Below are 24,112 nucleotides of genomic sequence, written 5' to 3' on the forward strand. Positions count from 1 at the left end.
CATCCACATGAGCGTTACTCCAGTCTTAAAAAAACTCGAACAATTTTTTAGTGATCAGCAATCAATTGTCTATCCGCTCTTACTGGACGGAATTTCCAGAGCTGAAATAGATGAGAAAAAAAAGGCTTTAAACCTCAGTTTTCCGCCAGAGGTTTATGAGCTTTTTGAATGGAAGAATGGGATCAAAGATTCTGATAATTTGACTATAGGACAATGCCGTCTCTTTCCCTGGGGTATTCTGGAATCGTTTGACGGCCTTCTTGGTGTTTATAAATTTTCAACAACAAAGAAGTATTTTTCTGATATATATTTTCCAATTTTAACTAGTGGCGGAGGAGATTATATCCTGATTAACTGCAATGAGGATGATGAGTTCTATGGCTATGTATATTGGTACTCACCGGCCTTGTATGGAACCGAACTTGATCTTAGGTTTAATTCACTGCATACTTACCTTCAATGTGTGCTGGAGTGTTTTGAGGCCGGAGCTTATTTATTCGAAGGCGGTGTTTTTGAAGAACGCGCTGAGCTAGCAGATACCATCCTGACTAAGTATATGATCCCGGAAGTATAACATTGCAGATCGAACGATTTGAACACAATCATATAACCCGCACAGTAGTGCGGGTTATATGATTGTATTCAAATCCATCTAGAACTACGACCGGTTCTTAAATGCAGTTAATTCTTTTCTCCCAAAGGATGCCTTAAATACTTACCCAGCAATATCAACTATTTCGCTTGTATAATCTGTTCAACAGAAAGTTTGCCAACTTTGACAATGTCCTCTATTTTATAGCCGTGCTTTTTCATGGCTATAGCCGTTTCTACTTTACCTTCTACTTTACCTTCTTTAAAAAAAGGATCTTTTTCTTTCTTAAAAAAACTTGATATAGGCCCCATCTACTTCTTTAACTTAACCACATCATCTACTGAAAGTTCCGTGAGATCGGCGATTTCCTCAATAGAAAATTTCTTCCTTAGTAGTTTCTTCGCAAACTCAATAGCCTTACTATGTTTGCCATCCACATACCAAGGGTCATTTTCAATTTGTTTCCGGGTTAATTTTACTGTAAGCACTATTGTAACTGTTCTATTTCCCGGATAGGAAGCTCAGTAAGCTCAGCTATTTCATTCAAAGGGTATTTTCTGGTTAAAAGTTTTCTGGCAAACTCTATTGCCTTTTTTAGTTCACCTTTTTCAACACCTTCTTTATAAAACGGATCTTTCTCGATCTTGAAAAAACTTGATATCGGTCCCATACTTGTTATTAATTTAAAATCCTTTTCGAAATTACGCAATTGCGAAAGCACTTGCAATTGATTTGCATATTTATTGTTGGCAAGTTGTCCCCTGGCTACGGAATGTAACTTTAACATGATTTCGGCGAGTACATGTTTGGGGTCATTTCCTTTCAGATCACCGAGGATCGCCAGTATCTGATCTTCCGGGTTTTCAGAGTTAAGGAAGAGCTCATAATCTATTTCAGATATTTGAATCAGCTTATAATGATATTGTAATTCCTCGGAATTAATCGCTACCTGCATCTTCGCTTTACGTTTGCCGAAAAACAGAACATACTGCCTGATGGACTGCTTTGACTGAATTTTATAGGTGCGTCTAAGCATAACGTTATATTCTGCCATTCGGCATACCATCAATCTGTCGTTAGTGGTCTGATACTCTATGTGTAGCAAATACCCTTTTTTGTTTCCTGGCTTTATATGCCTCAATAAATCTGGCTTACGTTCCTTCGTATACTGAAGATCAGACGGCAAGTCGTGTCCGATGCCAATTTCTATGCCTACGGTGTTTTTCATAATAGTAGGCAAACTGACCTGCATATTCTCGCGAAATATCTTATCAAACTTATTTCCCTGAATCTTATTGCTATCCTTACTTTCCATCCTCTTTAGTAAGTCCCAAAAGAGCACATAATATTTTTATCACGCAAGAATAATTTCACTTTAATGACAATAAATAAATTTTACAGATAATCGTGAAAATTTTCAAATAATTGAAACGATAAACAGTGTTTTGGAAATTCGCTACCGGTATTGAACGAGCGTAAAACAATAAGCATGATTAAGGGAGTGTCTTTTTGCGTTAATCGTTAAAAATCCAATTCAACTTCGGGTTTTCAACTTCATTGTATTTTTTGATTTTTTGAAGCATTGATTTCCTGTGACCAGCACCTATAAAGAAGAGTCCTTGATGATAGTGGTGTTCTCTACTGTACTGATAAATGTTCCTGAGCATTTCTTCTTCGCGATTTTCTATTGTTTCCTTTTCTAATTTATGAATTTGAAACAAACGATCTTCATTGAGCTGATTTAGTATAGCCTCTTTTAGAATGTTGTATTTCTCCATTACTTCATCATTGTATTTGCTGTTTAGAAATGAAAATCCGTGTTGGTTGGCATATGCTATAAGCTGGTTTATCAAGTTTCTAAGGTTTCTGCTTTCGGCTAGTCTGATATCGCTAGTTATCCTGTCAAGCATGCGATTAAGGTTGTCTTCGTATGACTTTGGCAGTTCAAAAGTATCTACCGGTACATGGTCTGTGGAATGTCCCAGCAGGTACATTTTGATGGCATTTGTTTCCAGGGTGAACAGTTCCCCTTCCTGATATGATTTATGGAAATTCGAAATGGAGAGTTCTTCAAATATTACTTCAGGGTTTACTGATTTAATAATTTTATATAATTCCTCAGAATTGCAATTGCCACCTTCGAAATGTCTGGTAAAAATCAAATGGATATTATACATCGAGCTAAATTATAGATGTGGAGTGCGGTTCCTAAGCATCTACTCAGAATGCCTGACGCTGTTTAACACCACCCGAAGTAGTATCCAAGGTGGTAGGGAAATCGCCCCATAGTTCAGCTGGAATCAGCGGAAAGAATGTTTTCAGGTTGGAAACAGGCTTGAAGTTTTCATCCTTAATGCGCAAAGCAGTAACTTTAAAATCATCATCAACTGTCTTTCTTTCCAGCTCATAATCAATAAAGTATACCTGGTTGTTCCAGAACATTTTTACCTGATAAGTTACAAGCGGCATACTGGCTTCAACCTTTCCCTGATATACTGATCTAACGACATTTTTAGGTAAGTTGGTCAGATCTCCTTTAATCTCCCTCAATTCCACATGATGGTTATTATACTGGTTCAATTCCATAACCTGATCGGCAGACATCCTTTTAATGCTGTGCAGATGGTTTTCCTTAAGAAATTGGCAAGTGCCGGAATAGGTATCCGTTATTTCATAATAAATGTTTGACAGCGGGTACTTGCCTAAGTTCATAATGGAAAATGAGGAAGTGAAAAAGCCATCCTCTCCTTTATACAGGAAGACTTTCATAAAAGGTTTATTACCGTCCCCTCCACTGGCAAAGCCTGTGAGTAGTTCATTTACTCGCTCAATTTCCTGGTCGTCCTGGTTCTGTTTTATCTGAGTAGCAACCAAGGTAATCAAACTGACAACAGCAGCCAGTACCGCAGTTACATAAACAAGGGTTGCTTTGTTTTTAAACGTGTAGTAGGCAGTAGCTATCGCCAGCAATACGGCTATAATGCCAAGTACAAGGATAAACGTTTTCATCAATAAATTTTTGTCTGGATTAAATGGCGATTGTCGGCAAAGCTATTGGCGGGTTACTCTGTTTCTGATTTTAAAGGATAGTCTTTAATGAGAAGTTCTGCAGGTATGCGAAGTTTCTCACTAAAAAGTCTGATCATGTCAATAGACAGGCTACGATGATAATTCAGCACTTTACTGATATTTCCCTTGTTTCCGTAAAGTTTGGCTAGGTCGGCAGGCTTCATACCCATCTCATCCATCCGAATCTTAATCAATTCGATAGGATCCAATTCGGGTAAACTTATAGTCTTATTCTCATAATACGAAATAAGGTGCGCCAAAAGCAGTTTTTCCCTATGCTCAAGGGTGCCTTTTGGCGCACGCTTGACCTCCTCGTACCTCTTGGCCGCTTGGTCGTATTCCGCACCGTTTATAAGCAGATACCATTTTTGGTTATCACTCATTTTATCTAATACATACGATTTCTAGATATAACTTGCTAAATAGTTGCCGCATCTGTGCGGTTGTATTCAGTATGAGTACCTATAAATCTGATTTCAACAATTTCGTCGATGTAATCTACTTCGACGATCATTCTGAACTTTTTTCCGCAAATCTTAAATCTGGCCCTATCGGGCTGGATGATATTTGCAGATGGAAAGTCATGGAGCAAATCTAAGCTCTTTGTCCATTTAGCCTTTTCTACAGTCAGTATCCAGGCTCTCAACTGTTTTGCTGCATTTGCATGCTCTTTGGCAAAGGCCTCCACTTTCTTCAGATAAATAATCTCCATCTGTTAGTTTGTAGTTTTTAATGATTGGTTGGTCGCTCATTTTTATTTTTTTAACACCGTGATAAGTTGTTTACAAATAAATTGTCATAAACCCAGTCTAAGGCTCTATCGTCATAAAACCTGCTGGCACTACAAAGATATAAAAAGTAGTCATTTTGACAACTTTTTTGGCGCAAATATTTTTATTGTAATAAGAAGGACGTTGATCAGGACATAATCAAGGTAAGAATCCCTGGATACTGCAGCACAATAGGGCTATCGAGTATTACTTTAGTCATAATAAATATATATCAGGCTGGGTGCTATAAAGTTATGGAAAGCAAGGGTGTTACTTAACAAAGCGTCTGGTGGCTCTGATAAAATTATAAATACAGTATGATGTGATGATGCGCATGCCTAAATCAATAATTAATCCGCCGTTAATCGACTGGGCATCCAGTCTCTTGATTGGATTGATAAAATACAGAAAATGAGCGATGGTAATTAGGATTCTGTCCCAACTGAGATTAAAATCGGGAGCCAATTCCTTTATATACCCCCAGTAAACCATACCAGAGAAAGACAAGATGCCCAATAAAGCAAGTGTTATCAATGGAGCAAGAAAGCTCTGCCCGTAGTTACTGGTCAACCTGCTAACCCACAGGACCAATGATGTTTGCCGATGCATAGACCACTTCTTGAAAATATTTCGTCCAGGCTGGTTCCATCTCTTTTTTCGCAAATAATGCATTTGTGCATTCATTTCAAAACCATGAAATTTATGTTCTGTTATGGTATCGCCCTGCTTTGCATAAGAATACTTTAGTTGGCGAAACATTTCTCTGCGATCTAAGAGTTGTTCGTTGTTTAATTCGGGCAATGCTCCAAAGAACTTTGCCGGCCAGCCAAGATTAACGAATGTACATTCGATCAAGAAGCTGTTTGTAATTCCGAAACTTCCAATCTTGGCAATGTCAATGCTAAAAAATTCAGTTTTGGCAAGATTAGAGTTGTTTATGAATAAGGAGGTCTTTTGTTCGTTCTCGCTGAATGGAGATAAATCGAATAACCTTAACTTTCCGTTATTAAATAATTTATTGAGTTTCAAATTGGTAAAATGGCTATCCATTAGCGTAAACTCGACATCTTTATGGATAGTACCTGTTAGCTCAGCTTCTACTAACTTTATTCCGTTTAACGAAATGTTGCCAAATATACCGTTGAATTTTATCAATAGTTTCTGGATTGTAACAATTGTTTTTTCCTCAATATTTCTGATTGCAAGATCATTGAATTTCGCATTCGCGATATGGAGTTCCTCACAGTTCAAGGACAGCAGTAACCCACTAAAGATGCCACCGCTGATTTCCATCCGTTCCTTTACAGATCCGCCTTTAAAGGCAATATTTTTCTTAAAGTCCCCCCCTTTGAAAAGTACTTTTTTTTCAAAGATACAATCTGTAAAATCAATTGTCTCATACTCAATAGCGGAGAATATTACATCATCCGAGAATATGCAATTCTTAAATGAGATTCTAAGAATAGGTGATGAGGTAAGGTTACTTACGAACAATTTTCCTATGTGATAAACACCTTCCGAATTGATCTCTGTGAAATCTTGGTCAGGGAATTTGTGTATTTCTAAATACTCTATCCATTCCTCAACCACAGTGTCATTGTATTCGGCTCCATTAATTTCACGTTTAGGCATAAATAGCTTTTAATTTCACAATTTAACTTATTTTGGATATCCGGCCCCTTATTTTGGACATCCGGAATATTATTACGCGTGATAACACACATCAGTGGCCGCCGCTTAACTTTACTTCAGAATCCGGACAAAAGCATCCGGTAAATTATATCCCTATCGCCTGGACATTAAAGATCCATTGATCATCCTTTGATCGCCCATTGATCGGTTGCAAACGATCAACCTACGACCAACCTACGGTCAACCTATGGCTTACAGCCCTTCACATTTTAAACTTCATTTTATGGGAAAGTATTTTAAAGGCATTTTAGGCCCGTTTTCCGGCCTTGTCGGCACCGTTGTTGGTGCTGTTTGGAATGGTATAGCCGTAATGCGCAGCCGCCCTACTAAAAGTAATAGACCGGCAACCCAGGCGCAACTGAACACCCAGTTTAAACTGGCATTGGTAACCGGCTTTCTGAGGCGCATTAAATTGCTGATCAACAAGGGGTATCAGCAATTTAATAATGGCATAACCCCCATGAATGCTGCTACAGCCTACCACCTTAAAAACGCGGTAACGGGAACCAGCAGTCTAAACTATGCCATAGATTACGAAAAGGTAGTATTTAGTCAGGGTAACCTTTTACCCGCTGCCGGCGCTCAGGTACAGATCACTACCGCCGCCAGGCTAAATTTTAGCTGGTTAAACGATGCAACACTGGGCAGTACCGGCGGAACAGACCTGGCAACTTTTATGGTATACAACCTGGAAAAGGACAAGTTTGTTACCCTGGCTGGTGCTGTTGCCAGATCAGCAGCGGCATTTGTACTGCAAGTGCCACCCGATTTTTCGGGTGATGACGTACACTGCTGGATGGCCTTTGTGAGCTTTGACGGCAAAGAGGTTTCGGACAGCACTTATGTTGGCGAGTTTACGGTACTGTAATGAATAAACGGGGTGTTCCGTTTGGGCACCCCTCTTCAAATTAGGTATTTACATTAAAAAATTATTACAATGGCCAGATTAAAAAAGGGGCTTTTCGGTCCCATTTCCGGCACTCTCGGTACTGTAGAGGGATATGAACTGAATGGGCAGTTTATCCTCCGGTCCAAACGTGTTAAACCTGCCAAGCCGCCAACCGAAAAGCAGCTGGCATGCCGGGAAAAGATGAGGCTTATAAACTCAGCATTATCACATTGCAAGGCGTTTATTGAGCTGGGTTATGCCGAAGCAGTAAAGATCCAAACGTACAATGCCTACAATGCCGCCGTGGCCTACAACATGCAACACGCCATTACCGGTATTTACCCTAACTATGAAATAGCCTATAGCCAGCTAAAGTTGGCAATAGGAACAATAGATACGGAGGGGCTTGCCCCTTCCGTATCCCTACAGGGCAATACTTTATCCTTCACCTGGGTACCGGCAACCGTTTATCCACGCAGCACAGATCATGTAATGCTACTGGCATATGTGCCAGAGCTCAAACAGGCGGCATACAACTTATGCGGGGCGAAACGAAGAGAGGGAGAGGAGACCTTACCCCTACCCGGCAGCTGGCAAGGTATGCCGGTGCACTGCTACCTTGTGTTTAGAGTGGAAAGCGGCGCTGAATGTACAGATAGCATTTATCTGGGCGAAATTATTGATTAACTACTCTATCGTATATGAGCATACTAGCTAAACAGCGTAATAGAAAATTGATCGTGGAAATTATTTGCTGGGTGTGTTTTGGGCTGTTTGTATACGCAGCAATTTCTAAACTATTAGCGTTTGATAAGTTTAAGGTAACGATTGGGCAAAGCACCATGTTAACACCTTATGCGGGTGTATTAGCCTGGTTAGTGCCGGTTTTGGAGATTGTGATAGCGGTAATGGTACAGTTTAATAGGTTTCGTGCCTTGGGCTTGTATGCGTTTTTTAGCCTGATGACGATGTTTACCACTTACATATTTATAATACTTCAGTTTAACGATGACAAACCTTGTGCTTGTGGCGGTCTCATTGAGGCGATGGGATGGAGCGTACATTTCATCTTTAACATTTCATTCGTAGTGTTGGGGGTAATTGGAATCTGGTTGCAGGCCTCCTTACGTCATTGCGAGGGAGGGAACGAATGACCCGAAGCAACCGCCCAAGCGGCAGGGTGCCGCAGATAATACTCAGGGTAATTAACAGGTATGTTGTCGGCCCCCGAGGACCGGAACGAGGTTGCTTCGGCTCGCTCAAATGGCCGGGCCTCGCAATGACGTACTCTGGGACGACATAACGGCATAGCCTTCAAAAACATTCAATTGCGCAATGAATCAGGGATATCGCTGAAAACCCTGCAGAAAAGAGAGTAAGCATCAAACAAATAACAAAAACATGAAAAAGGTAATTTTTACTGCTATAGCTTTTGTAGCTCTAGCTGGTGGAGCTTTTGCCTTAAAAGGCAAACCGGTTACACAAAAAGGTGTAAATGAGTACACCTATTACAAACACGGTGAGTGTGATGTGCCAATAGTTTGCTCGGATGAGGGCACTGGCGCTTTGTGCTCAGAGTTTTATTCTGGAACAACTCTTTACTATCAACCGGGATGTAATGTAGCCCAGACCGTAGCTATCCCATTGGGCAGGCTGCCAAATTAATCAATTTTAAGGGGCTTCTTTTAGGGAGCCCCCTGCTTTTATTAGCCACATGGCTATAAAACACCACGTCATCCTGATGCAGATCAGGACCCCGGATTAAAAAGACCACCATGAAAATAGCATATAAAATATTAATCGTTTTCGTCTTAAGCATCAGCACAGTAGCCACCCTCTATTTTTTACAGGAGCCACCTGCAAAGAACGGTTTTAGCCGTGGCAGGGTTGATACAGTAAAACAGGTGGAAGTACTGAATTTGAAATACAATTCGTATTACATTGGTGGGCTAAGCAATGGTCGTATATATCTTGGAAACACCACTGCGCCGCGTGTTTTGCTGAGTTGCGATTACAACCTGAAGTACACCAAACGTGAAATCATCCCTTTTACTTTTGGCAATAGTATAAGCTGGAAGCTGGCCAGAATACAGGTGGATAGCCCGGCCGTTTATCTGTCAGAATATAAAACGCCCTCGTTCGTATCGGCAGAATTGCCCTTTAAAAGGGATAAGGAAGAATATTACAATTTAACCGGCTTACATTTGGATTTGATGGAGGTATTATCGTCAAACAGCTTAATCATAAACGGACACAACCCAGTATTGAGCCAGAAAGCACTCCAAAAAATCAGCTTAAACGCTGCGATAAATAGCGAGAAGGTTTACAAACATGAGATCCAGCAAAACAGCAATTTTACCATTGATGGGTTCATGAGCTTCAATAGGGAACAAGGAGCCATCCTTTTTACTTACTACTACCGCAACCAGTTCCTGGTATTGGATACCAATATGAACCTGCTGTACAAAGGAAAAACTATCGATACCAATACAGTCGCTAAAATAGAAGTTGGAGAATATCAATCGGGTGGTAAGCAGATCCGCACCATGTCCAAGCCTGCACTGCGTGTAAATAAGAGCAGTTACAGTAATGGGAACTTTATTTATATAGAAACAGCACTGGCTGCGGATAACGAAGACCTTCGGGTATTTAACAGGCACGTGGTGATAGATGTATATGTACTGAGCAACGGCAAGTATAGTCATAGCATTTACTTACCAAAGTATAATGGCGAAACGTTGACAGACTTTGCCGTCAAACATGATTTGCTGATCGCTTTGTATGAAAGGCATCTGGTTACTTACCAGTTGAAATTTGACAGACTCCCTCTTTAATTTCACGTTTATTATAATTATGTTTGTAATATCTGTTGTTACTAAGTAGTATGTACCTATGATTAAGCCCCAAGACCCACGTATAGCGATAACCGCTCAGATCATTAAAGAGTTGAGGATTAAGAAGCTCAATAATGGTCACTGCTTTCTGATATTTGACGACGAATTGCCAGAGGTACATTCCTATTATGAATATCCGGATGGCCGCATCCAGATAGAGGAGGTTGATATTACTAACATCTACAATCCCCGCGAAGTTATAAGGGTTTTGAGCGAAGACGAAGCTGACAGCGTTAGAGCAAGGCATGCCGTTTTCCATTAAACCGAAACTATTTATCGTTACCGGAAGTAACGGTGCTGGCAAATCTACATACAGGCAGTATTTATTACCTCCGGAGTTTAGTTATCTCGATGTGTTTGATGGGGATCTCTTTTACACCCGTAAGAGTATTGAGTTTTATAAGATACATGGATCGTCTAAAGAGGCTCGAAAACAGGCTGAAGAAGCACTCGAACAAGAGTTTTTAAGAATGGTTGATCATAGCGTCACGCAAAGGATTCATTTCGCCTATGAAGGGCATTTTACTGGTGCAGGTGCCTGGAAAATACCGCAAAGGTTTAAAGCCGAAGGTTTCGAGATCCACTTGATTTTCTGTGGTTTGAATACGGTAACCAAATCCATAAAAAGAGTTGATGAACGGGTTAAGGAAGGCGGCTTCCATGTCACGCCGTTAGCTATCCAAAACAATTTTTACGGTAATATGGAAATGCTGGAGAAAAATTACCAGATGTTTAATTCTGTAGAAATACTGGATACTTCTTCAGACCAGATACTGCAGGTTGCCAAACTGGAACATGGAAGGCCTATGTTCTCCCTGCCTGCAGATGAAATACCTGAATGGTTTAAGAATGGGATGCCAAAGCTGTATGATATAGTTTTAGCAATTGACAGTTGATTAGTATTCTTTTATCATCCTGTTATACAAAGCTCCATCTGCGTAGTACTCAATAATACAACTTCTCGTTCCGTTAATTAATTCAATATATACACCAAGCTTATATCCGCATACATGCTCAGGGTGGGAATCGTTTCCAATTATCCAGATGTCATCATAGGTTTGTTGTGTAAGGATCTGTAACCGAAGGCGGTCCTTGTCTTTTTCGTCACGAGGACGGTTGGATTTTTTCATTTCAATGACAATGAGGTTGTCATCTTGGATAAATTTACCCCTGCTATGCAAAATCAAATCTGGTCTTATCGGTATAATTTGATGATTGTTGCCCATCATAGTTTTTATCCTTCCTTCTTGCTTTCTGTTGTATTCAGGGTCTGCAAAGTACTCATTCAACTCAAACTGGCCACGCAAATCGCGTATACGCATGACTAAGCACCCTGTCAAATGTGTTTCTCCCAGGTTATTTTGAATACTTTCAGCTTCCTCTGAAAGGAAAGCTGTTAAACTAGCTTCAAATAGTGTTACTAATGTTTCCCTATTAATGGGCATGATGGATAACTTATTAATGTAGTGAATCTGGATTTTCTTACATTGCCTTTATAGAATTGAGCCATTGGTTTTGCTAATTCTCCTTTACTGTTTTAACTACATTTACAATTGAATCTGCAATATTCTTATTGTCTTTCTGTTCAATTTTCAGTAGTTCCAGTTTTTCTGTGCTCTGACCTTTCTGCAGAATAAAGTTCCTTTCAGTTGCTGCGAATTGCAGAATGATACTGGCCGTAGTTTCGTTATCTCCTAGTTGTATTGCAGATTTTAAAGCACAAAGTTTAAAATTCAAATTGGTGATCTCATTTTGAAAGTACTTGATCTCACTTAGATTATTTTTGTAAAGTCGTAGGAAAAAGAAGGAAAAGACCTCAATAAATATGACGGTAGAAACCCGAGGTATGAAATACTGTAGGAGATCAATGGTCGTAATCATTTTTTGCTGATAATAAATTGACAGTCCGAGCACTAAAATCGCCATAACTGTCGTCACAATACCAATGACAAGATTCAAATTTGAGTTCTTTATCAGACGGGATATTTGCCCCTTCAATTCTTGTTGTAGCTCAATTAAATGTCTGACGGTCCCAGCATACTTTTCGTCATGAATTAGCTGTTCGACAAAGCCATTTTCTAGGCATTCGATATGTTCTTTTGTCGGATACTTTCCATACGTTTCGTCATCTACTGCATCGAGGTTGTCCGCCAATTTCTTTTTTAGCAGATCGCAAAGTATATCTCCAATAGTTGCTAACTGCATATTAGAGTGCTGATCCTTGTTCTTTTCTTTTCGAAACTTAAAAATTAAGGCATCATTGTCCAAATACCCCAATATAAAGCTTGCTACAAGTATAAAAAATGATGGTAAGACAACGACTGTTGCCAGAAACATACGCAAATTTCTTCCATCAGTATTCTCGGCTAACCCTCTAATAATATAGGCTATTGTAAGTAAAACCAGAAGCCCTAAAACCCCTGTAAATATGAGTTTTATTTGTTTAGAAGTTTCTTTTTGAGACATTGCGTATTGAGTTTGAGCGATTGAATTTTTTGATTTAGGCCATTAAAGGAATGGTTGCGCTGAGGAACGAAACGTAATATAATGAGTAGCTGTTTTTTTTGCCTATGCGAGAAGAAAAATGAACGGAAAAAAATGCAAGATTTCTACTTCTCAACAATTTTAAAGGTGCCTTTTCCCCTCCTCACTCCCGGAAAAATCCCCTATTTTGTTAATAATTTGTCTATTCTAGCCGGATGAAGTAAATTAGTACAGAAGCTGTTTGTTAGCACGCATTGCTTATTTATAGCAGGGACAATTAGAATTTAAACAGAACTGGTCATTAACCCATTACAGCACAGTTGCGTATCCGCAACCCACTGCATTGAAATTTATATCGTCGCTATTCTCGGCTCTGCCTAACCTTATGATTATGAACGCAAGGACCCTAATTGCATGCTTTAGCTATGCACTGTTTTTCCTGTTTGTATACGCAGCCATGAATAAACTCATTTCATTTAATTACTATTTGTATGATCTGAAACGATCTCCATTGCTGCAACCTTATGCAACCCCAATAGCCTTTGTAGTTCCTATTGTTGAAATATTAGTGGCGGTACTGTTGTTGCCGGATAAAACCCGGCAATATGGCTTGTTTGGATCGCTAGTGCTGATGGCATTATTTACCCTATATGTCATCTATGTTCTTGGCTTCACAAAAGAACGACCTTGTACCTGCGGCGGCATTATCAGGGAATTGACCTGGCCTCAGCATTTGCTGTTTAACATTGGCTTTCTGGCCTTATCCGCGTTGGGGCTTCACTTGAAACGCAAAACGGTGACAAACGCGAGTAAAATTTACTAACCCAAACCTCAAAATAATCTTTCACCCTTAAACAAAATTTTATGAACAAGGCAAAGAAAATTCTAGTTTTTATTCTTGCATCTGCGGCCATTAGTGCTGCCTACGCCATGCGTGCAAGAGATTTTTTCGGTTATATAGGCCTCGGAGGAGGCTTATACTCGGCTGTATATGTCCCCTTCGACTGCCCGGAAGTTGGATGGGGATGTTTATATACAATAAATTCAAATACCTATCAAGTATATACTTTGTCAGGAATAAGGATGAACCCGGTTAAGCCGTAAAAACAGGGCCGGTAAATAACCGGCCCAATTATAATCTGTTAACGTACAAACTCAGAAATGTTTAGTATTGGTAGCCCTTACTCGGTTGTAAATTGCTATTCAGTAAGATTTCGGCTGCAGGGATGGGCCAGAATTTCATTTCTTGTTTCCAACTGCTCTTTTTTATGGCAGCTATTCTGCTCATTACTGAATCGCAACTCCCGGTACGCTTCAGGTCAAACCAGCGGTGTCCCAACTCTGCAAAGAATTCCCGCTGCCGCTCCTTCAAGATGGCTTGCATGATACCATTCCTGGTTATATCAGTATTCATTGAAGTTAGTGGAGCTATACCGGCTCTTTTTCTGATGACATTGATGTCTTGAAGTGCAGGAGTGTATCTGCCTTGCATTGCCCTGGCCTCGGCCCTGATGAGGTATTGTTCTGCTAACCTTAGCAAAATTGTATTTTCTTTAAGGTCGCTGTCAAAACGAACTTTATACTTAAAAGGATAATAATAGATTGTTGGATGGGTGCCAATCGTATCTACATATTCGCCAATCCAATTTAACTTTCTCAGGTCATTTTCATCAAAGCTGTTTACTAATTCTTGGTTCAGAAAGGGTTTCCCCATAGTAACGGGAGAATTCTGCAAGATGAATTCTGACCCGTCTACTGTGTTAACACCGGTATAATTGGGATATGATGGGCGAAGTGCCAATATGGTTTCGGTTGAGCCCTTTAGAAAAGTTTGAGCTGCGGGTACCATACTGTAGGCGTTATTGGCAATCAATGAACTGGAGAGTTCTTCTGCGCTAACCCATTTCCCGGTGTATAAATAAACGCGGGCCAATAAAGCGGTAGCTGCAGCTTTGTTAGGGCGCACACGTTCAGTAGTACCAGGCCAGCTGTCTTTGCCCACATACTCAGTGTTCAAATCTTGCTGTGCTGCCTTAAGGTCGTGGATGATCTGTTCATAAACCTTTTCTACCGGGCTACGTTCTAACGATCTGTTTACATGATATTCTGTAACCAATGCAATTGGAACGTCGCCATACAGGTTTACCAGATAGAAATATAAATAAGCCCTTGTAAATAGCGCTTCAGCCATTATTTGCTTTTTGACTTCAGGAGTAAGTGTTGTGGATACCGAACAACCTTCCAGAACTGAATTGAGCAAGTAAATGTAATTGTAGGTTCTGTCCCAATAGCTTTTGCAATAAATATTGCTTATCGGATCAATGGCGTTTGCATAGTATTCTGCAGCCGGAGGTATGCCCGGGTTCCTCAACTCATCTCCCTGAAGACTTGTTAACAATGTGACAATGTATGGAGATGCAGCCTCGGTAAAAATTTTTGCGTAAACTGTTGTAAGTGCAACGGTGGCCGTTTCGTCTTGCATAAACACCGCGCTGCCTTCGAGCTGGTTGTTACGGTTGTTAACCTCCATGAACTTTTTACAGCTGGTAATCAATGCAGATAATAGGATAAGGATGGTCAGTTTCTGATATGTCGTATTCATTTTTTTCGTTTTGAACGTTATAGTGAAATTTGCAATCCGATGTTGATTGTCTTTAATGGAGGTAAAGATGGCGTTTGCAGCGGCTTTGACGTTTCCGGGTCCATGCCATCAAACTTGGTAAGGGTAAAAAGATTTTGTCCTTGCACATAGATTTTTGCATCGCTTACTTTCAGCTTTTTTAAAGTGCTTTCACTAAGGGTGTAACTGATGCACAAGCTTTTCAACCTGAGGAATGAAGCATCACCCACCATTGCGGTACTATTAGTGTAACGTGTATTTGCGGCATTGGCGTCAACCGATGTGGAGGGCTTTTGATACGGAGCGTCGTCGCCCGGATACCTCCAATAATCCAGGTATTTAACTGGCTGGTTAGCCCCGCTGGATAAGAACATACCAACTGTGGCTGGGCCTGTTGCACGATACCCTTTTTGCTTTACAAAATAGACGAATACCTCGGCAGAGAACCTTCGATATTGAATTCTGTTATTCCAGCCGCCATAAAATGAGGGTGTAAATGATACAGGTACTTGGTCAAACTTATTCAAAACACCATCGTTTTTTCGTTGCGCAAATTGATACAGGCCAGTATTTTTATCAACACCGATATAAGAATAGAGAAATCTGCTATCCAATGATTGGCCAATAGCCAGCCGGAAGGCATAAGGCGAACTCTCCAGATCAGGATACGCTTTCAGTTTGGTTTTAGGAATTGTAATGTTGAAATCCGTTTTCCAAATCAGTTTGTTATTTTTTATTAGCGTATGACTAATGTCCAATTCGATACCGGTATTTTCAACTTTGGCTGGTATGTTGGCCGTGATGGACTGAAAACCTGTGCCTCCTGGCAAGGCCGATTGGACCAATTGGTTAGTACTGCAATTGCGGTATATGCTAAGGTTTGCCGTACTACCTTTATTTGTTTCAAGCTCTATGGCAATTTCAGATTTTATCGTTTTTTCCCAATCAATAGCGCTGTTAGTGAGCCCTTGTGCAGATAAGCCAGGTTCATCCCAATAACCCAGATCTGCGTCGTATACACTTTGGTAACGGCCACCTACGATTTGGTCGTTTCCTGTTGTTCCAAAGCTTCCCCGAAGTTTACCGTATCTGATAAACGACACATTATCTTGAAAGAAAGGCTCGTTGGAAAATATCCAGGCTGCACCGATGGCGCCAAATGTACCAAACATTTTATCAGGACCTAACCTACTGCTGCCATCACGTCGGGCGCTAAGGTTCAAAAAATACCTGCTTTTGAAATTGACGTTTATTCGGCTGAAGCCTGAAATATAATTGTATTTGATCCGTTCCAGGAATGGATCTACATGACTTGCGGTGCCTGGATTGCTAATCAGCTCATCGTTTTTAAAATTAGTGGATATGTAAAGCGAATTCCAGCCTTTGCTTTGCTGTAGGCTTGCACCAGTAATAACCTCAAATTTTGCATCGCCAATTCTAAAATCGGTGAATATTTGCGGCTCCCAAATGTAGTTTCTGGACACCTGAACACCGGTTCCATTTGTACGTTTAGCCGCTTTATCCTCTACATTAGGCATGTAGGAACTGGCTGGCGTAATGGCGATGTCTTCGAGTTGCGTTAATGTATAACCAAAGTTGCTTCTGAAGTCTACGTGAGGGAACAATTTATACGAGAAGTAAAGATCACTCAAAAGATGGTCTACAGTGGTTGTAGATGTTCTTAGCAGTTGCGCTAAGGGATTCAGGAAGGTGTTGTTCTGGAAATTGAGCTGCTTGCCCGGACCATAAATGGGTGGCGCAGCTGGAAAGCCAAACATTGCACGCATTGGTTCCTGCTGTGGACTGAAATTGGTTTTATAAGTATAGAACGCACCAAAATTGACTTGAAGACGCTGGTTTTGCGAGTGGTGGTTTACACTGCTCCTGAAAGATCTTGTACGGCTTAAAAATGATCCGGGGTAGACCATCGTTTCATGACGATACACACCACTTAACCTGAACTGGGTAAATTCTGTACCTCCAGATAAAGATACATTGGCATTGACTATTTTAGCAAAGCCCCCGATCATTTGCTGCTGCCAGTTTGTACGGCCAGAAGTATCCCAGGTACCGTTTATATCGTAATCGGCGGATGACGGCTGCAGATTGTCATTTTTTATAGCCTGGTGCCTCATCTGCAAATATTGCTCGGTATTCATCAAATCCATTTTCCTTGTGATTTTTCCCATGCCTCCATAAACATTTACCTGTAACTTAGTTAGCCCAGGTTTAGGGTGTTTGGTTGTAATAACAATAACTCCGTTTGCGGCCCGTGAGCCGTAAATGGCGGTGGCATTTGCATCTTTTAATACTGTGAATGATTCAATATCAGATAGGCTTATGTAAGAAAGCGGGTCAAAAATCATCAATACCGAAGGTGACAATGTTGAAAAAGGGACGATGTAAGGCACACCATCAATGATATAGAGTGGTTGCCGTCCATTGGCTATAGAATTTTTACCACGGACCACCACGTCAAGCGAGCCCCCGGGCATACCCGAGCTTTGATTGATAAATAATCCAGCCACTCTGCCTTGCAATGCGATTAAAGGATTGGATACTGGGGCCGGACTACTGTCATCTACCTTAACTACGGTAACGTTACCTACGCTTTCTTTACGTGTAGAAGAGGTGTATCCGTTATAGACAATTTCATCTAGTGCGTTGTTGCTTTCCTGTAAAACAATTGGTTTGGATATTTCCTGTTTATAGGGTATTGTGACTGGGTTGTAGGAAACATGGGTGACGACCAATGATCCGGACGGAGGGGCATTTTTAAACTCAAATTCACCATTGTCCCCACTGATTGTTTTCCTGCCATTTGATAAAGATACAGTGGCCCCAGCTACCGGGGTACATTTGGTGTTCACAATTTTTCCCTTTAATGTAACCGTCTTTTCTTCGCCCTGGTTGCTGCTTTTTCCTGGTTTTAGATTAATGAAAATGTTTTCGTCTGTAATGGAGAATTCAAGATCGTAAATTCTGGCTACCAATCTTACTGCATCGTATACGCCCGCCTTGTCGATACTGACTGTTACCAAGCCAAGTGGGGCTGTAATGCTCTCTACATAGCAACGCCCGCTTTGCCTGGCAATGTCGTGTATTACTTCGTGAAAGGGCTTTGCTACAACATTAACGTGTATGGTCTTGTCAATACTTGTTACAATTGTGTCTGATGACGGTTGGCGCTCATGAGCCTTGACTGTTAGACTAAAAATAACCAGTAAAATCATTAAAAAAACTCTGTACATAAATGGTTGGTTTGGTTTAATAATGGCATACCCATTGGCATGCAGATCCTAGTCCACCGGTCATTAAACAATGACCGGTGGTTTTTTATAACATAAAGAGAGTTGGTAGGATAGTTGTGGTTGGCTTTACAAGGAGGGAAAAGAATTGCAGGCACTAAAGCACAGTTATTTTTTTGTCCTCTACTAGTATGAGCTGCACACCTAATTTGTTATTTAGTGCTTGCAGAATCGATTTGAGCGGATGTGTTAGAAATAAAGTGGCATTTACTGTCCCATCTGGTATTTTACTATACTCTACTTCCACGTTATACCAGCGGGCAACCTCACTTAACACCTCCTTAACTGGTGTGTTTTTGAAAGTCAGGTATCCTTTGGTCCAATCACTCAAATCAACCACATTTAAACTTATAATTGATAACTTCTTTCCATCTGAAATAACCTGTTGTCCTGGTTGGAGTATTTTTCTGCGTACTGCTCCGGTATCTGTCGGGCTAACCGCAATGCTGCCATCATATAATGTGGTTACACCGGGTTTACCCTTATAACTGTTTACATTGAATTCTGTACCCAACACCTCAACAACTTCGTTTTGAGCGGTAACTTTAAATCGCTTGTTCGCATCCTTAGCTACCGTGAACTTAGCCAGCCCGTCTACTTCTACGGCCCTTTCATCGTTAAACTCGGGGTTAAAGGCCATTGTGCTGCCTGGCCCTACGTGTACCTTGGTACCATCTGTCAAAGCAACTTCGTAATCGCTGCCATTGGGCACCCTAAGCGTGTTTAGATGGCCAGGGATACGATTCGCAGTATTTGTCAAATGATAAACAAGTAGTCCGTTGCCTTCTTTTTTTATTTCTATGCCACCAGATCTAAACGTACTTCCAATTGGAAGATCTGAAAGGCTCACTGTTTTACCGCTACCTAATAGAAGGGTAGCTCTGTTGCTGGTATGTGAACCTGTAATACCGGCCAATACAGGTACTGCCTTATGGATGCCGGTTTGCGCTACAAAACGGAGCACACCGGCAATTCCGATTACCAGAACAATAGCTGCAGCAACAGCAGCGATTACTAGCTTATCAAGGCCTAAAATTTTGCCTTGGGGCTGTGGTGGTGCAATATTTCGCCAAACTTCATTTTTGATTGGCTTGGATTCATAACTTGATGGATTAATTGTGCTGTTAGCTACCATTTGGTTATAGGCATGTTCAACCAGAGCAGCGTCTTCTGGACTGCTCTGCTTGTTAAGGTATTGCTGCAACAGCTTTAGTGCTTCTTCGTTTTTGTAAGGGTACATGATTTGAGGGGTTGATATATTAATAGAACACGCAAATCACGTTGAAGTGGTAGACCATTTTTGAAAATTTTATTTTTTTAGCTGCTTAAGTAACTTAAATACGCTGAAATTCATGATCAGCGTGAGTTTTACCAGTTCCATGAAATTCTTTTCGGCCAGCCCCCCCGTTGTTTTTAGTAAAAAGGCCCCCAATAATGTAAACATAAGGGGCATTCCAGCCATAACGGCAATGAAACGGTACCAGTCCATATGGCTGGTTGCAAATGCCATCAGAATATGGGAGATGCCTAATAACAGGCCAACCCAAAAGCCACCAGTGGCGACTAGCAGGATGAGACTTTGAACTTGTTGGTTCTTTTTCATTTCTGTTTTGTTTTTGATGAGGAAATGTTGGTTCTTAGCATATATCATATGTGGTAGTAATGTGTCTGTAATTACCTTGGCCTGATGCGGCGACTGGGCATAAACCGTAAATGAAAACTGTGTCAAATCTACTTCTACCTTACAAGGGAAGCACGAAGCACTGTTTTCTGTGGCTACATCTTTAGGTTGCTCAATTGTTCCTTTATACACCGCTGGCAATGGAACTATGCCAGTATCCCTGTTACAAGAATTACATAAGATGCGGTTAGATGGTAATAAATTCATATACTCCTACCTTTTGATCTAATTTTTGTGGGATAACCTACAGCCATAGCATTACCTGTTCCCCTTTGGGGAGGTTTGTATTTGTGCTGTAGCAAACAGGAACATCAATATGGTTGGTGCTCTCTGGTCGGCAAAGAATGCGTCATCATTTTAATTGATGTACGCGCTCACATTATGTTGTTGGCCAGAGAATAATTGAGCGCGTACATATATAGAACACGTAGGAGAAGATGAAGTGGTAGATGTAATGAAAAATTAGTTGAACAATTTGTGAAGTATAAGAATAGCCAGCATAACAAACATAAAAAAGAAGCAAGAAAGTTTTGACCAAAGTCTTGCCAGCGCATACTGGATCTGTTTCTTGACCGTACCCTCTGTAACGCCCAGTTCAGAAGATATCTGCTTATGGGTTTTGTACTCTAACCGCGACATTTCAAATATCTTCCGCATTTTTGAAGGCAGGCTGGCAATCTCCATTTCAATTCGCTCTTCAAATTCCCTATCTACCAGCGTCTGATCGGGGCGTTGGTGGGCCGGTGTTTCGTCGCCAAGTGCATATGTAAGGTATTGCAGGTATTTTTGGGTTACCTTATAATTACGGGCTAAGTTGAGCATTCTGGAACGTACTGCTCTATATAGATAGCCTCCAAGGGAATCTGTAGATTCAAATGTACCTCGTTTGTTATACAAATCTAAAAATACATCTTGCAGAATATCCTTCGTTTCTTCCCGATCTGGTGCCATGGAACTTACACGGCGATAGAGCGGCTCCCAATAACGTTCGAAAATTACCTTATACGCTTTATCGTCTGATTGGTTAAGCAAATCAAACAATTCCTTATCACTGCGCTTTTCATACGGTATCATGGAATACTGTTTAATTTAATGGTTGGTATTAGCAAAAAGTACAACGGTACGTTTTTGCAACAAAGGTAATGCGCACACTTCTGAAAAAATCCCGACGAAACGCGTTTAACCATTGATTAACAATAATTTATATGAATCAACGTTTTAGCGTATACGTGATATCGATTGCAGATTATCTCTATTGCAAGATCACTTTCTTTATTCCCTACTGATATGACACCGTATAGGCTACCATTGTTTTGATTTGCATCTATATTTAGATGTTGCTATTTATGGGAATAGGTAACACTTATCGAGTGGATTTAACAAAAAATTGGCATTGATGGCCCGCTACAATTTATTTCGCTGATCTCCTAAATAATATGCGCGTCTCCTAAGAACGTTCATTGATTAGGTAGGTACCTTGCAGGTATGAAACGTTACTTTGGGATTTTGCTAATGGGAGTAGTATTAACCAACTGTGGGATTAAAGAGACTATACCTGATATTTCACTCCAACTGCCAGACAGTACCGGCTATTTTAACATTGCTAAGTTACCTAAGGGCAAACCGATACTACTAATTTACTACCAGCCATACTGCGAGGCTTGCCGGGCAGAATGGCAAGATATTGCGGCCAATATGGATAAACTAAAGGAGGTGCAGTTTTGCCTTATTACCGCCCATCCATACAGCGAGATGATGGCATTTTATAAGAACTACAATTTGGAAAGATACCCCAATGTAATAGTGGGGAGAGATTCTGGTTATGCTTTTAGGAGGCGCTACAATGTGAATGCAACGCCCTACAATGTATTTTTCGATAAGGACAAGCGGTACCGTGGCGGAGGTACGATGGTGCTTAATTTTCATCAGTTGGATTCATTGATCAACAAATTATAGATATTTAGAAATACAAATTTGCTTTTTTCATAACCAATCGCCGACTATGGAGACCCTAAATTCGTTTCCATTTTAACCAGATTTTTTTCGAGAAAAATAAAAAGGGAGTAGCTGAAAACCCTTGATCAGAGTAAGCACATCAACTTAACACAAATTATTTAATTATGAAACGTAAAGCCAGAATTATTATGGGCCTTGGAGCACTACTTGTAGTTGCAGGTACTGTTTTTGCATTCAAAGCAAGAAGCACCCAATTCGTTTATGTTCCTGCTTCAAACACGACAGATCCAGCAACAACAATTTGTACAAGTAAACTGACTGGATATACTACCCTGGCAGTAACAACAACTACTATATGGGCAACTACCAATTCTTTACAATCTTGTACTGAACTCGGTGTTCGTGAAGGTCTGTAAACAAAACAAGCATGTCCGATGGTGTCGGACATGCTTGCATTTACTTTAGCAGACTATTTTTTCCTCTAAAATTTCTGGGAGTACATTGTTCTCTTTTTAAAAACTTCCTGTTGAAATAAGCCGGATCACTATATCCAAGTTCATAGGCAATTAATTTTATTGGCACAATAGTTCCTATCAACAGACTAATAGCCTCAGCATGAACTCTATTCTGAATATACTTATGAAGAGTTGTATTTTTATAAGTACGCAAAAATTTATTCAACACTTTAATGCTAATTCCTAACTGCTCGGAATAAAAAGCCTCTGCTTTATTCTCTTTAAAATGAATTTCAACCAGATGGTTTAATTTCCTTAGAATTTTCAGATCCGGATGTACAAAGCCGGATTGAAAGCCAACCATAGTCCCGCTGGTTATCTCTATCAATTCCATTTCCTTTACCTCCAAATCGGAATATCCTTGCTCATTTTATCAATCATTTCAGCAAAAAATTTTGCTATTGAATTATTATTCATTTCGGTAGCAAGGTTAAGCGCGCGCTTTTCCATTTCGATAGCCTTTTGTTTGTGCCCTGCCTTATAGAGAATACTTGCATAGGTATCAAGTCGTTCTGGATCAGAAAATTTATCTTGTTTTACTACCTTGCCCATTACACGGACCGCAGTTTTTAGAATTGCCGTATCTGTAACATTTTTAAATACTACTTCATAAATTAAGTTATTGACCCTGACCAGCCCAAAGCCAGTTGTGTCCATCCCATATTTCTCCATCCGTTCAAATTCAAGCATTGCATACTTGTCCAGTCTCTTCAAGTGGTAATATCTGTCTACTTTTGCATCAAGAATCAGGCGCTCTCCTATTTTTTGATCAAACTTTTTGGCAATGCTGTTTTCTATTGTTTTCCAGTCCGGCTCAGTGTTAGTATAAGTTCCATTTTGACTAATTTTACTAACTATGAACTCATTCCTTATGACGTAATCTGTAATATTTTTCGAATAGCCAGGATAACGTTTAAAAATTGAATCTGTTTGTTTTTGATGGGCATACATGTAAGGGATTATCTTGTCCCGGAACGTAAAAATTTCATAAAATGTCGCAATAAATCGGTCAGCTTCAAGATTGAACATTGAATCCAATGGTAAATGATCTAAGTAGCGTTTTTTATACTGCTTGGCAATTTTAAAACAAACACTATCTCTATTTTTATTTGACCAATAAGCTAGTTCAAGAAGTTGTTCTCTATTTAAGGTTCCTTGTTCAAATGATGCGATCTGCGCTGCGTAGCTGCCCTTTGGATCAATAGCTTTTTGGAGCAAGGTTAAGAATACTTCCGGTTTCCTAAACCCTTCTTCTTTGCCGGAGTACTTACCGTCTGCGGTAAAAAACAAATAGCAGGGATAACCAGTACTTACATAGCGCTTAAATTTTGCTGCGTCAGGATACCAGTTTTTGATATATTCGTTATCGTTTTTGCTGCTGTCCATTTGTACCATCACGGAAATGAAATTCTTATTGGCGTATTCAGCAACCTTTTTATCTGCAAAGACTTCACGTTTCATTTGTCGGCAATAGGTACACCAGGTTGTATATAAGTCTACGAAAATAGGTTTGTTTGTAGCTTTAGCTTCAGCAAGCACTTCCTCCCAGCTTTTTGCTGTGCTAAATTTGATCTCCTCATTATTCTGTGATCTGACAAAGAGAGGTATAATTGTTAAAAGTATTATGACAATCTTATTCATG

At 40.2% G+C, this 24,112-nt stretch carries 28 protein-coding genes; 12 read left to right on the forward strand and 16 right to left on the reverse strand.

Features of this window, described 5'->3' with window-relative positions; genetic code table 11:
• Positions 1-7 precede the first annotated feature (7 nt).
• Positions 8-574, forward strand: a complete 567-nt coding sequence (locus F3I09_RS32315) for an SMI1/KNR4 family protein (RefSeq protein ID WP_149699189.1) — start codon at positions 8-10, stop codon at positions 572-574.
• Positions 575-732: 158 nt separating this feature from the next.
• Here F3I09_RS32315 and F3I09_RS34260 read toward each other — a convergent pair whose 3' ends face one another.
• The 7 genes from F3I09_RS34260 to F3I09_RS32345 form a co-directional block, all read right to left on the reverse strand.
• A complete protein-coding gene (locus tag F3I09_RS34260) occupies positions 733-903 on the reverse strand; it encodes a hypothetical protein (RefSeq protein WP_188134048.1) in 171 nt (56 codons plus the stop codon).
• A gap of 176 nt (positions 904-1,079) precedes the next feature.
• Positions 1,080-1,907, reverse strand: a complete 828-nt coding sequence (locus F3I09_RS32320; protein ID WP_149699190.1) for a hypothetical protein — start codon at positions 1,905-1,907, stop codon at positions 1,080-1,082.
• A gap of 199 nt (positions 1,908-2,106) precedes the next feature.
• Positions 2,107-2,769, reverse strand: coding sequence for a hypothetical protein (locus F3I09_RS32325; protein WP_149699191.1), 663 nt, complete (start codon positions 2,767-2,769; stop codon positions 2,107-2,109).
• Between the two features lie 43 nt (positions 2,770-2,812).
• On the reverse strand, positions 2,813-3,601 hold the full coding sequence (locus tag F3I09_RS32330) for a hypothetical protein (protein ID WP_149699192.1): 789 nt from the start codon (positions 3,599-3,601) through the stop codon (positions 2,813-2,815).
• Between the two features lie 53 nt (positions 3,602-3,654).
• A complete protein-coding gene (locus tag F3I09_RS32335) occupies positions 3,655-4,044 on the reverse strand; it encodes a type II toxin-antitoxin system HigA family antitoxin (RefSeq protein ID WP_149699193.1) in 390 nt (129 codons plus the stop codon).
• A gap of 35 nt (positions 4,045-4,079) precedes the next feature.
• Positions 4,080-4,373 carry a type II toxin-antitoxin system HigB family toxin gene (locus tag F3I09_RS32340; RefSeq protein ID WP_149699194.1) on the reverse strand — a complete coding sequence of 98 codons (294 nt, stop codon included), beginning with the start codon at positions 4,371-4,373 and terminating at the stop codon, positions 4,080-4,082.
• Positions 4,374-4,701: 328 nt separating this feature from the next.
• The gene (locus F3I09_RS32345) at positions 4,702-6,063 is read right to left on the reverse strand and encodes a hypothetical protein (protein ID WP_149699195.1); all 1,362 of its coding nucleotides are present in this window, start codon (positions 6,061-6,063) and stop codon (positions 4,702-4,704) included.
• Positions 6,064-6,346: 283 nt separating this feature from the next.
• Between F3I09_RS32345 and F3I09_RS32350 the strand changes: the two genes are divergently transcribed.
• The 7 genes from F3I09_RS32350 (at position 6,347) to F3I09_RS32380 (ending at position 10,802) form a co-directional block, all read left to right on the forward strand.
• On the forward strand, positions 6,347-6,991 hold the full coding sequence (locus F3I09_RS32350) for a DUF6266 family protein (RefSeq protein WP_149699196.1): 645 nt from the start codon (positions 6,347-6,349) through the stop codon (positions 6,989-6,991).
• A gap of 69 nt (positions 6,992-7,060) precedes the next feature.
• Positions 7,061-7,699 carry a DUF6266 family protein gene (locus tag F3I09_RS32355; protein ID WP_149699197.1) on the forward strand — a complete coding sequence of 213 codons (639 nt, stop codon included), beginning with the start codon at positions 7,061-7,063 and terminating at the stop codon, positions 7,697-7,699.
• Positions 7,700-7,713: 14 nt separating this feature from the next.
• Complete coding sequence (locus tag F3I09_RS32360) at positions 7,714-8,166, forward strand: MauE/DoxX family redox-associated membrane protein (RefSeq protein ID WP_149699198.1); 453 nt, start codon at positions 7,714-7,716, stop codon at positions 8,164-8,166.
• A 247-nt stretch (positions 8,167-8,413) separates the two neighbouring features.
• Entirely contained in the window at positions 8,414-8,677 is a 264-nt protein-coding gene (locus tag F3I09_RS32365) for a hypothetical protein (protein WP_149699199.1), read from the forward strand.
• Between the two features lie 110 nt (positions 8,678-8,787).
• Positions 8,788-9,846: a hypothetical protein gene (locus tag F3I09_RS32370; protein ID WP_149699200.1), complete on the forward strand. Its 1,059-nt coding sequence runs from the start codon at positions 8,788-8,790 to the stop codon at positions 9,844-9,846.
• Positions 9,847-9,904: 58 nt separating this feature from the next.
• Positions 9,905-10,168 carry a hypothetical protein gene (locus F3I09_RS32375; protein ID WP_149699201.1) on the forward strand — a complete coding sequence of 88 codons (264 nt, stop codon included), beginning with the start codon at positions 9,905-9,907 and terminating at the stop codon, positions 10,166-10,168.
• Positions 10,152-10,802, forward strand: coding sequence for a zeta toxin family protein (locus F3I09_RS32380; RefSeq protein ID WP_149699202.1), 651 nt, complete (start codon positions 10,152-10,154; stop codon positions 10,800-10,802). The genes F3I09_RS32375 and F3I09_RS32380 overlap by 17 nt, the downstream gene beginning before the upstream one ends.
• On the opposite strand, the gene F3I09_RS32385 is transcribed toward F3I09_RS32380, so the two are convergent.
• Both F3I09_RS32385 and F3I09_RS32390 read right to left on the reverse strand, forming a co-directional pair.
• Positions 10,803-11,351: a hypothetical protein gene (locus F3I09_RS32385; RefSeq protein WP_149699203.1), complete on the reverse strand. Its 549-nt coding sequence runs from the start codon at positions 11,349-11,351 to the stop codon at positions 10,803-10,805.
• 73 nt (positions 11,352-11,424) lie between these two features.
• Positions 11,425-12,372 carry a hypothetical protein gene (locus F3I09_RS32390; protein WP_149699204.1) on the reverse strand — a complete coding sequence of 316 codons (948 nt, stop codon included), beginning with the start codon at positions 12,370-12,372 and terminating at the stop codon, positions 11,425-11,427.
• A gap of 409 nt (positions 12,373-12,781) precedes the next feature.
• On the opposite strand from F3I09_RS32390, the gene F3I09_RS32395 reads away from it, so the two are divergent.
• Both F3I09_RS32395 and F3I09_RS32400 read left to right on the forward strand, forming a co-directional pair.
• Positions 12,782-13,213, forward strand: coding sequence for a MauE/DoxX family redox-associated membrane protein (locus F3I09_RS32395; protein ID WP_370512676.1), 432 nt, complete (start codon positions 12,782-12,784; stop codon positions 13,211-13,213).
• A gap of 41 nt (positions 13,214-13,254) precedes the next feature.
• The gene (locus tag F3I09_RS32400) at positions 13,255-13,494 is read left to right on the forward strand and encodes a hypothetical protein (protein WP_149699206.1); all 240 of its coding nucleotides are present in this window, start codon (positions 13,255-13,257) and stop codon (positions 13,492-13,494) included.
• Between the two features lie 61 nt (positions 13,495-13,555).
• Here F3I09_RS32400 and F3I09_RS32405 read toward each other — a convergent pair whose 3' ends face one another.
• From F3I09_RS32405 to F3I09_RS32425, 5 genes are all read right to left on the reverse strand, one after another.
• The gene (locus F3I09_RS32405; RefSeq protein ID WP_149699207.1) at positions 13,556-14,992 is read right to left on the reverse strand and encodes a RagB/SusD family nutrient uptake outer membrane protein; all 1,437 of its coding nucleotides are present in this window, start codon (positions 14,990-14,992) and stop codon (positions 13,556-13,558) included.
• Positions 14,993-15,009: 17 nt separating this feature from the next.
• A complete protein-coding gene (locus F3I09_RS32410) occupies positions 15,010-18,261 on the reverse strand; it encodes a SusC/RagA family TonB-linked outer membrane protein (protein ID WP_149699208.1) in 3,252 nt (1,083 codons plus the stop codon).
• A gap of 154 nt (positions 18,262-18,415) precedes the next feature.
• Positions 18,416-19,558 (reverse strand): FecR family protein, encoded by a 1,143-nt coding sequence (locus tag F3I09_RS32415; RefSeq protein WP_149699209.1) that lies wholly within the window; start codon positions 19,556-19,558, stop codon positions 18,416-18,418.
• Between the two features lie 69 nt (positions 19,559-19,627).
• Positions 19,628-20,206, reverse strand: a complete 579-nt coding sequence (locus tag F3I09_RS32420; protein WP_149699210.1) for a hypothetical protein — start codon at positions 20,204-20,206, stop codon at positions 19,628-19,630.
• 255 nt (positions 20,207-20,461) lie between these two features.
• Positions 20,462-21,073 carry an RNA polymerase sigma factor gene (locus F3I09_RS32425; RefSeq protein WP_149699211.1) on the reverse strand — a complete coding sequence of 204 codons (612 nt, stop codon included), beginning with the start codon at positions 21,071-21,073 and terminating at the stop codon, positions 20,462-20,464.
• Positions 21,074-21,484: 411 nt separating this feature from the next.
• Here F3I09_RS32425 and F3I09_RS32430 point away from each other — a divergent pair, with 411 nt between their 5' ends.
• Both F3I09_RS32430 and F3I09_RS32435 read left to right on the forward strand, forming a co-directional pair.
• Complete coding sequence (locus F3I09_RS32430; protein WP_149699212.1) at positions 21,485-21,955, forward strand: thioredoxin family protein; 471 nt, start codon at positions 21,485-21,487, stop codon at positions 21,953-21,955.
• A gap of 164 nt (positions 21,956-22,119) precedes the next feature.
• The gene (locus tag F3I09_RS32435; RefSeq protein ID WP_149699213.1) at positions 22,120-22,371 is read left to right on the forward strand and encodes a hypothetical protein; all 252 of its coding nucleotides are present in this window, start codon (positions 22,120-22,122) and stop codon (positions 22,369-22,371) included.
• Between the two features lie 40 nt (positions 22,372-22,411).
• Here F3I09_RS32435 and F3I09_RS32440 read toward each other — a convergent pair whose 3' ends face one another.
• Positions 22,412-22,774 (reverse strand): helix-turn-helix domain-containing protein, encoded by a 363-nt coding sequence (locus F3I09_RS32440; RefSeq protein WP_188134049.1) that lies wholly within the window; start codon positions 22,772-22,774, stop codon positions 22,412-22,414.
• A gap of 35 nt (positions 22,775-22,809) precedes the next feature.
• Entirely contained in the window at positions 22,810-24,111 is a 1,302-nt protein-coding gene (locus tag F3I09_RS32445; RefSeq protein ID WP_149699215.1) for a thioredoxin family protein, read from the reverse strand.
• Position 24,112 lies beyond the last annotated feature (1 nt).

Origin of the sequence: Chitinophaga sp. CF418 (assembly GCF_900142925.1) — a bacterium.
GTDB lineage: Bacteria > Bacteroidota > Bacteroidia > Chitinophagales > Chitinophagaceae > Chitinophaga.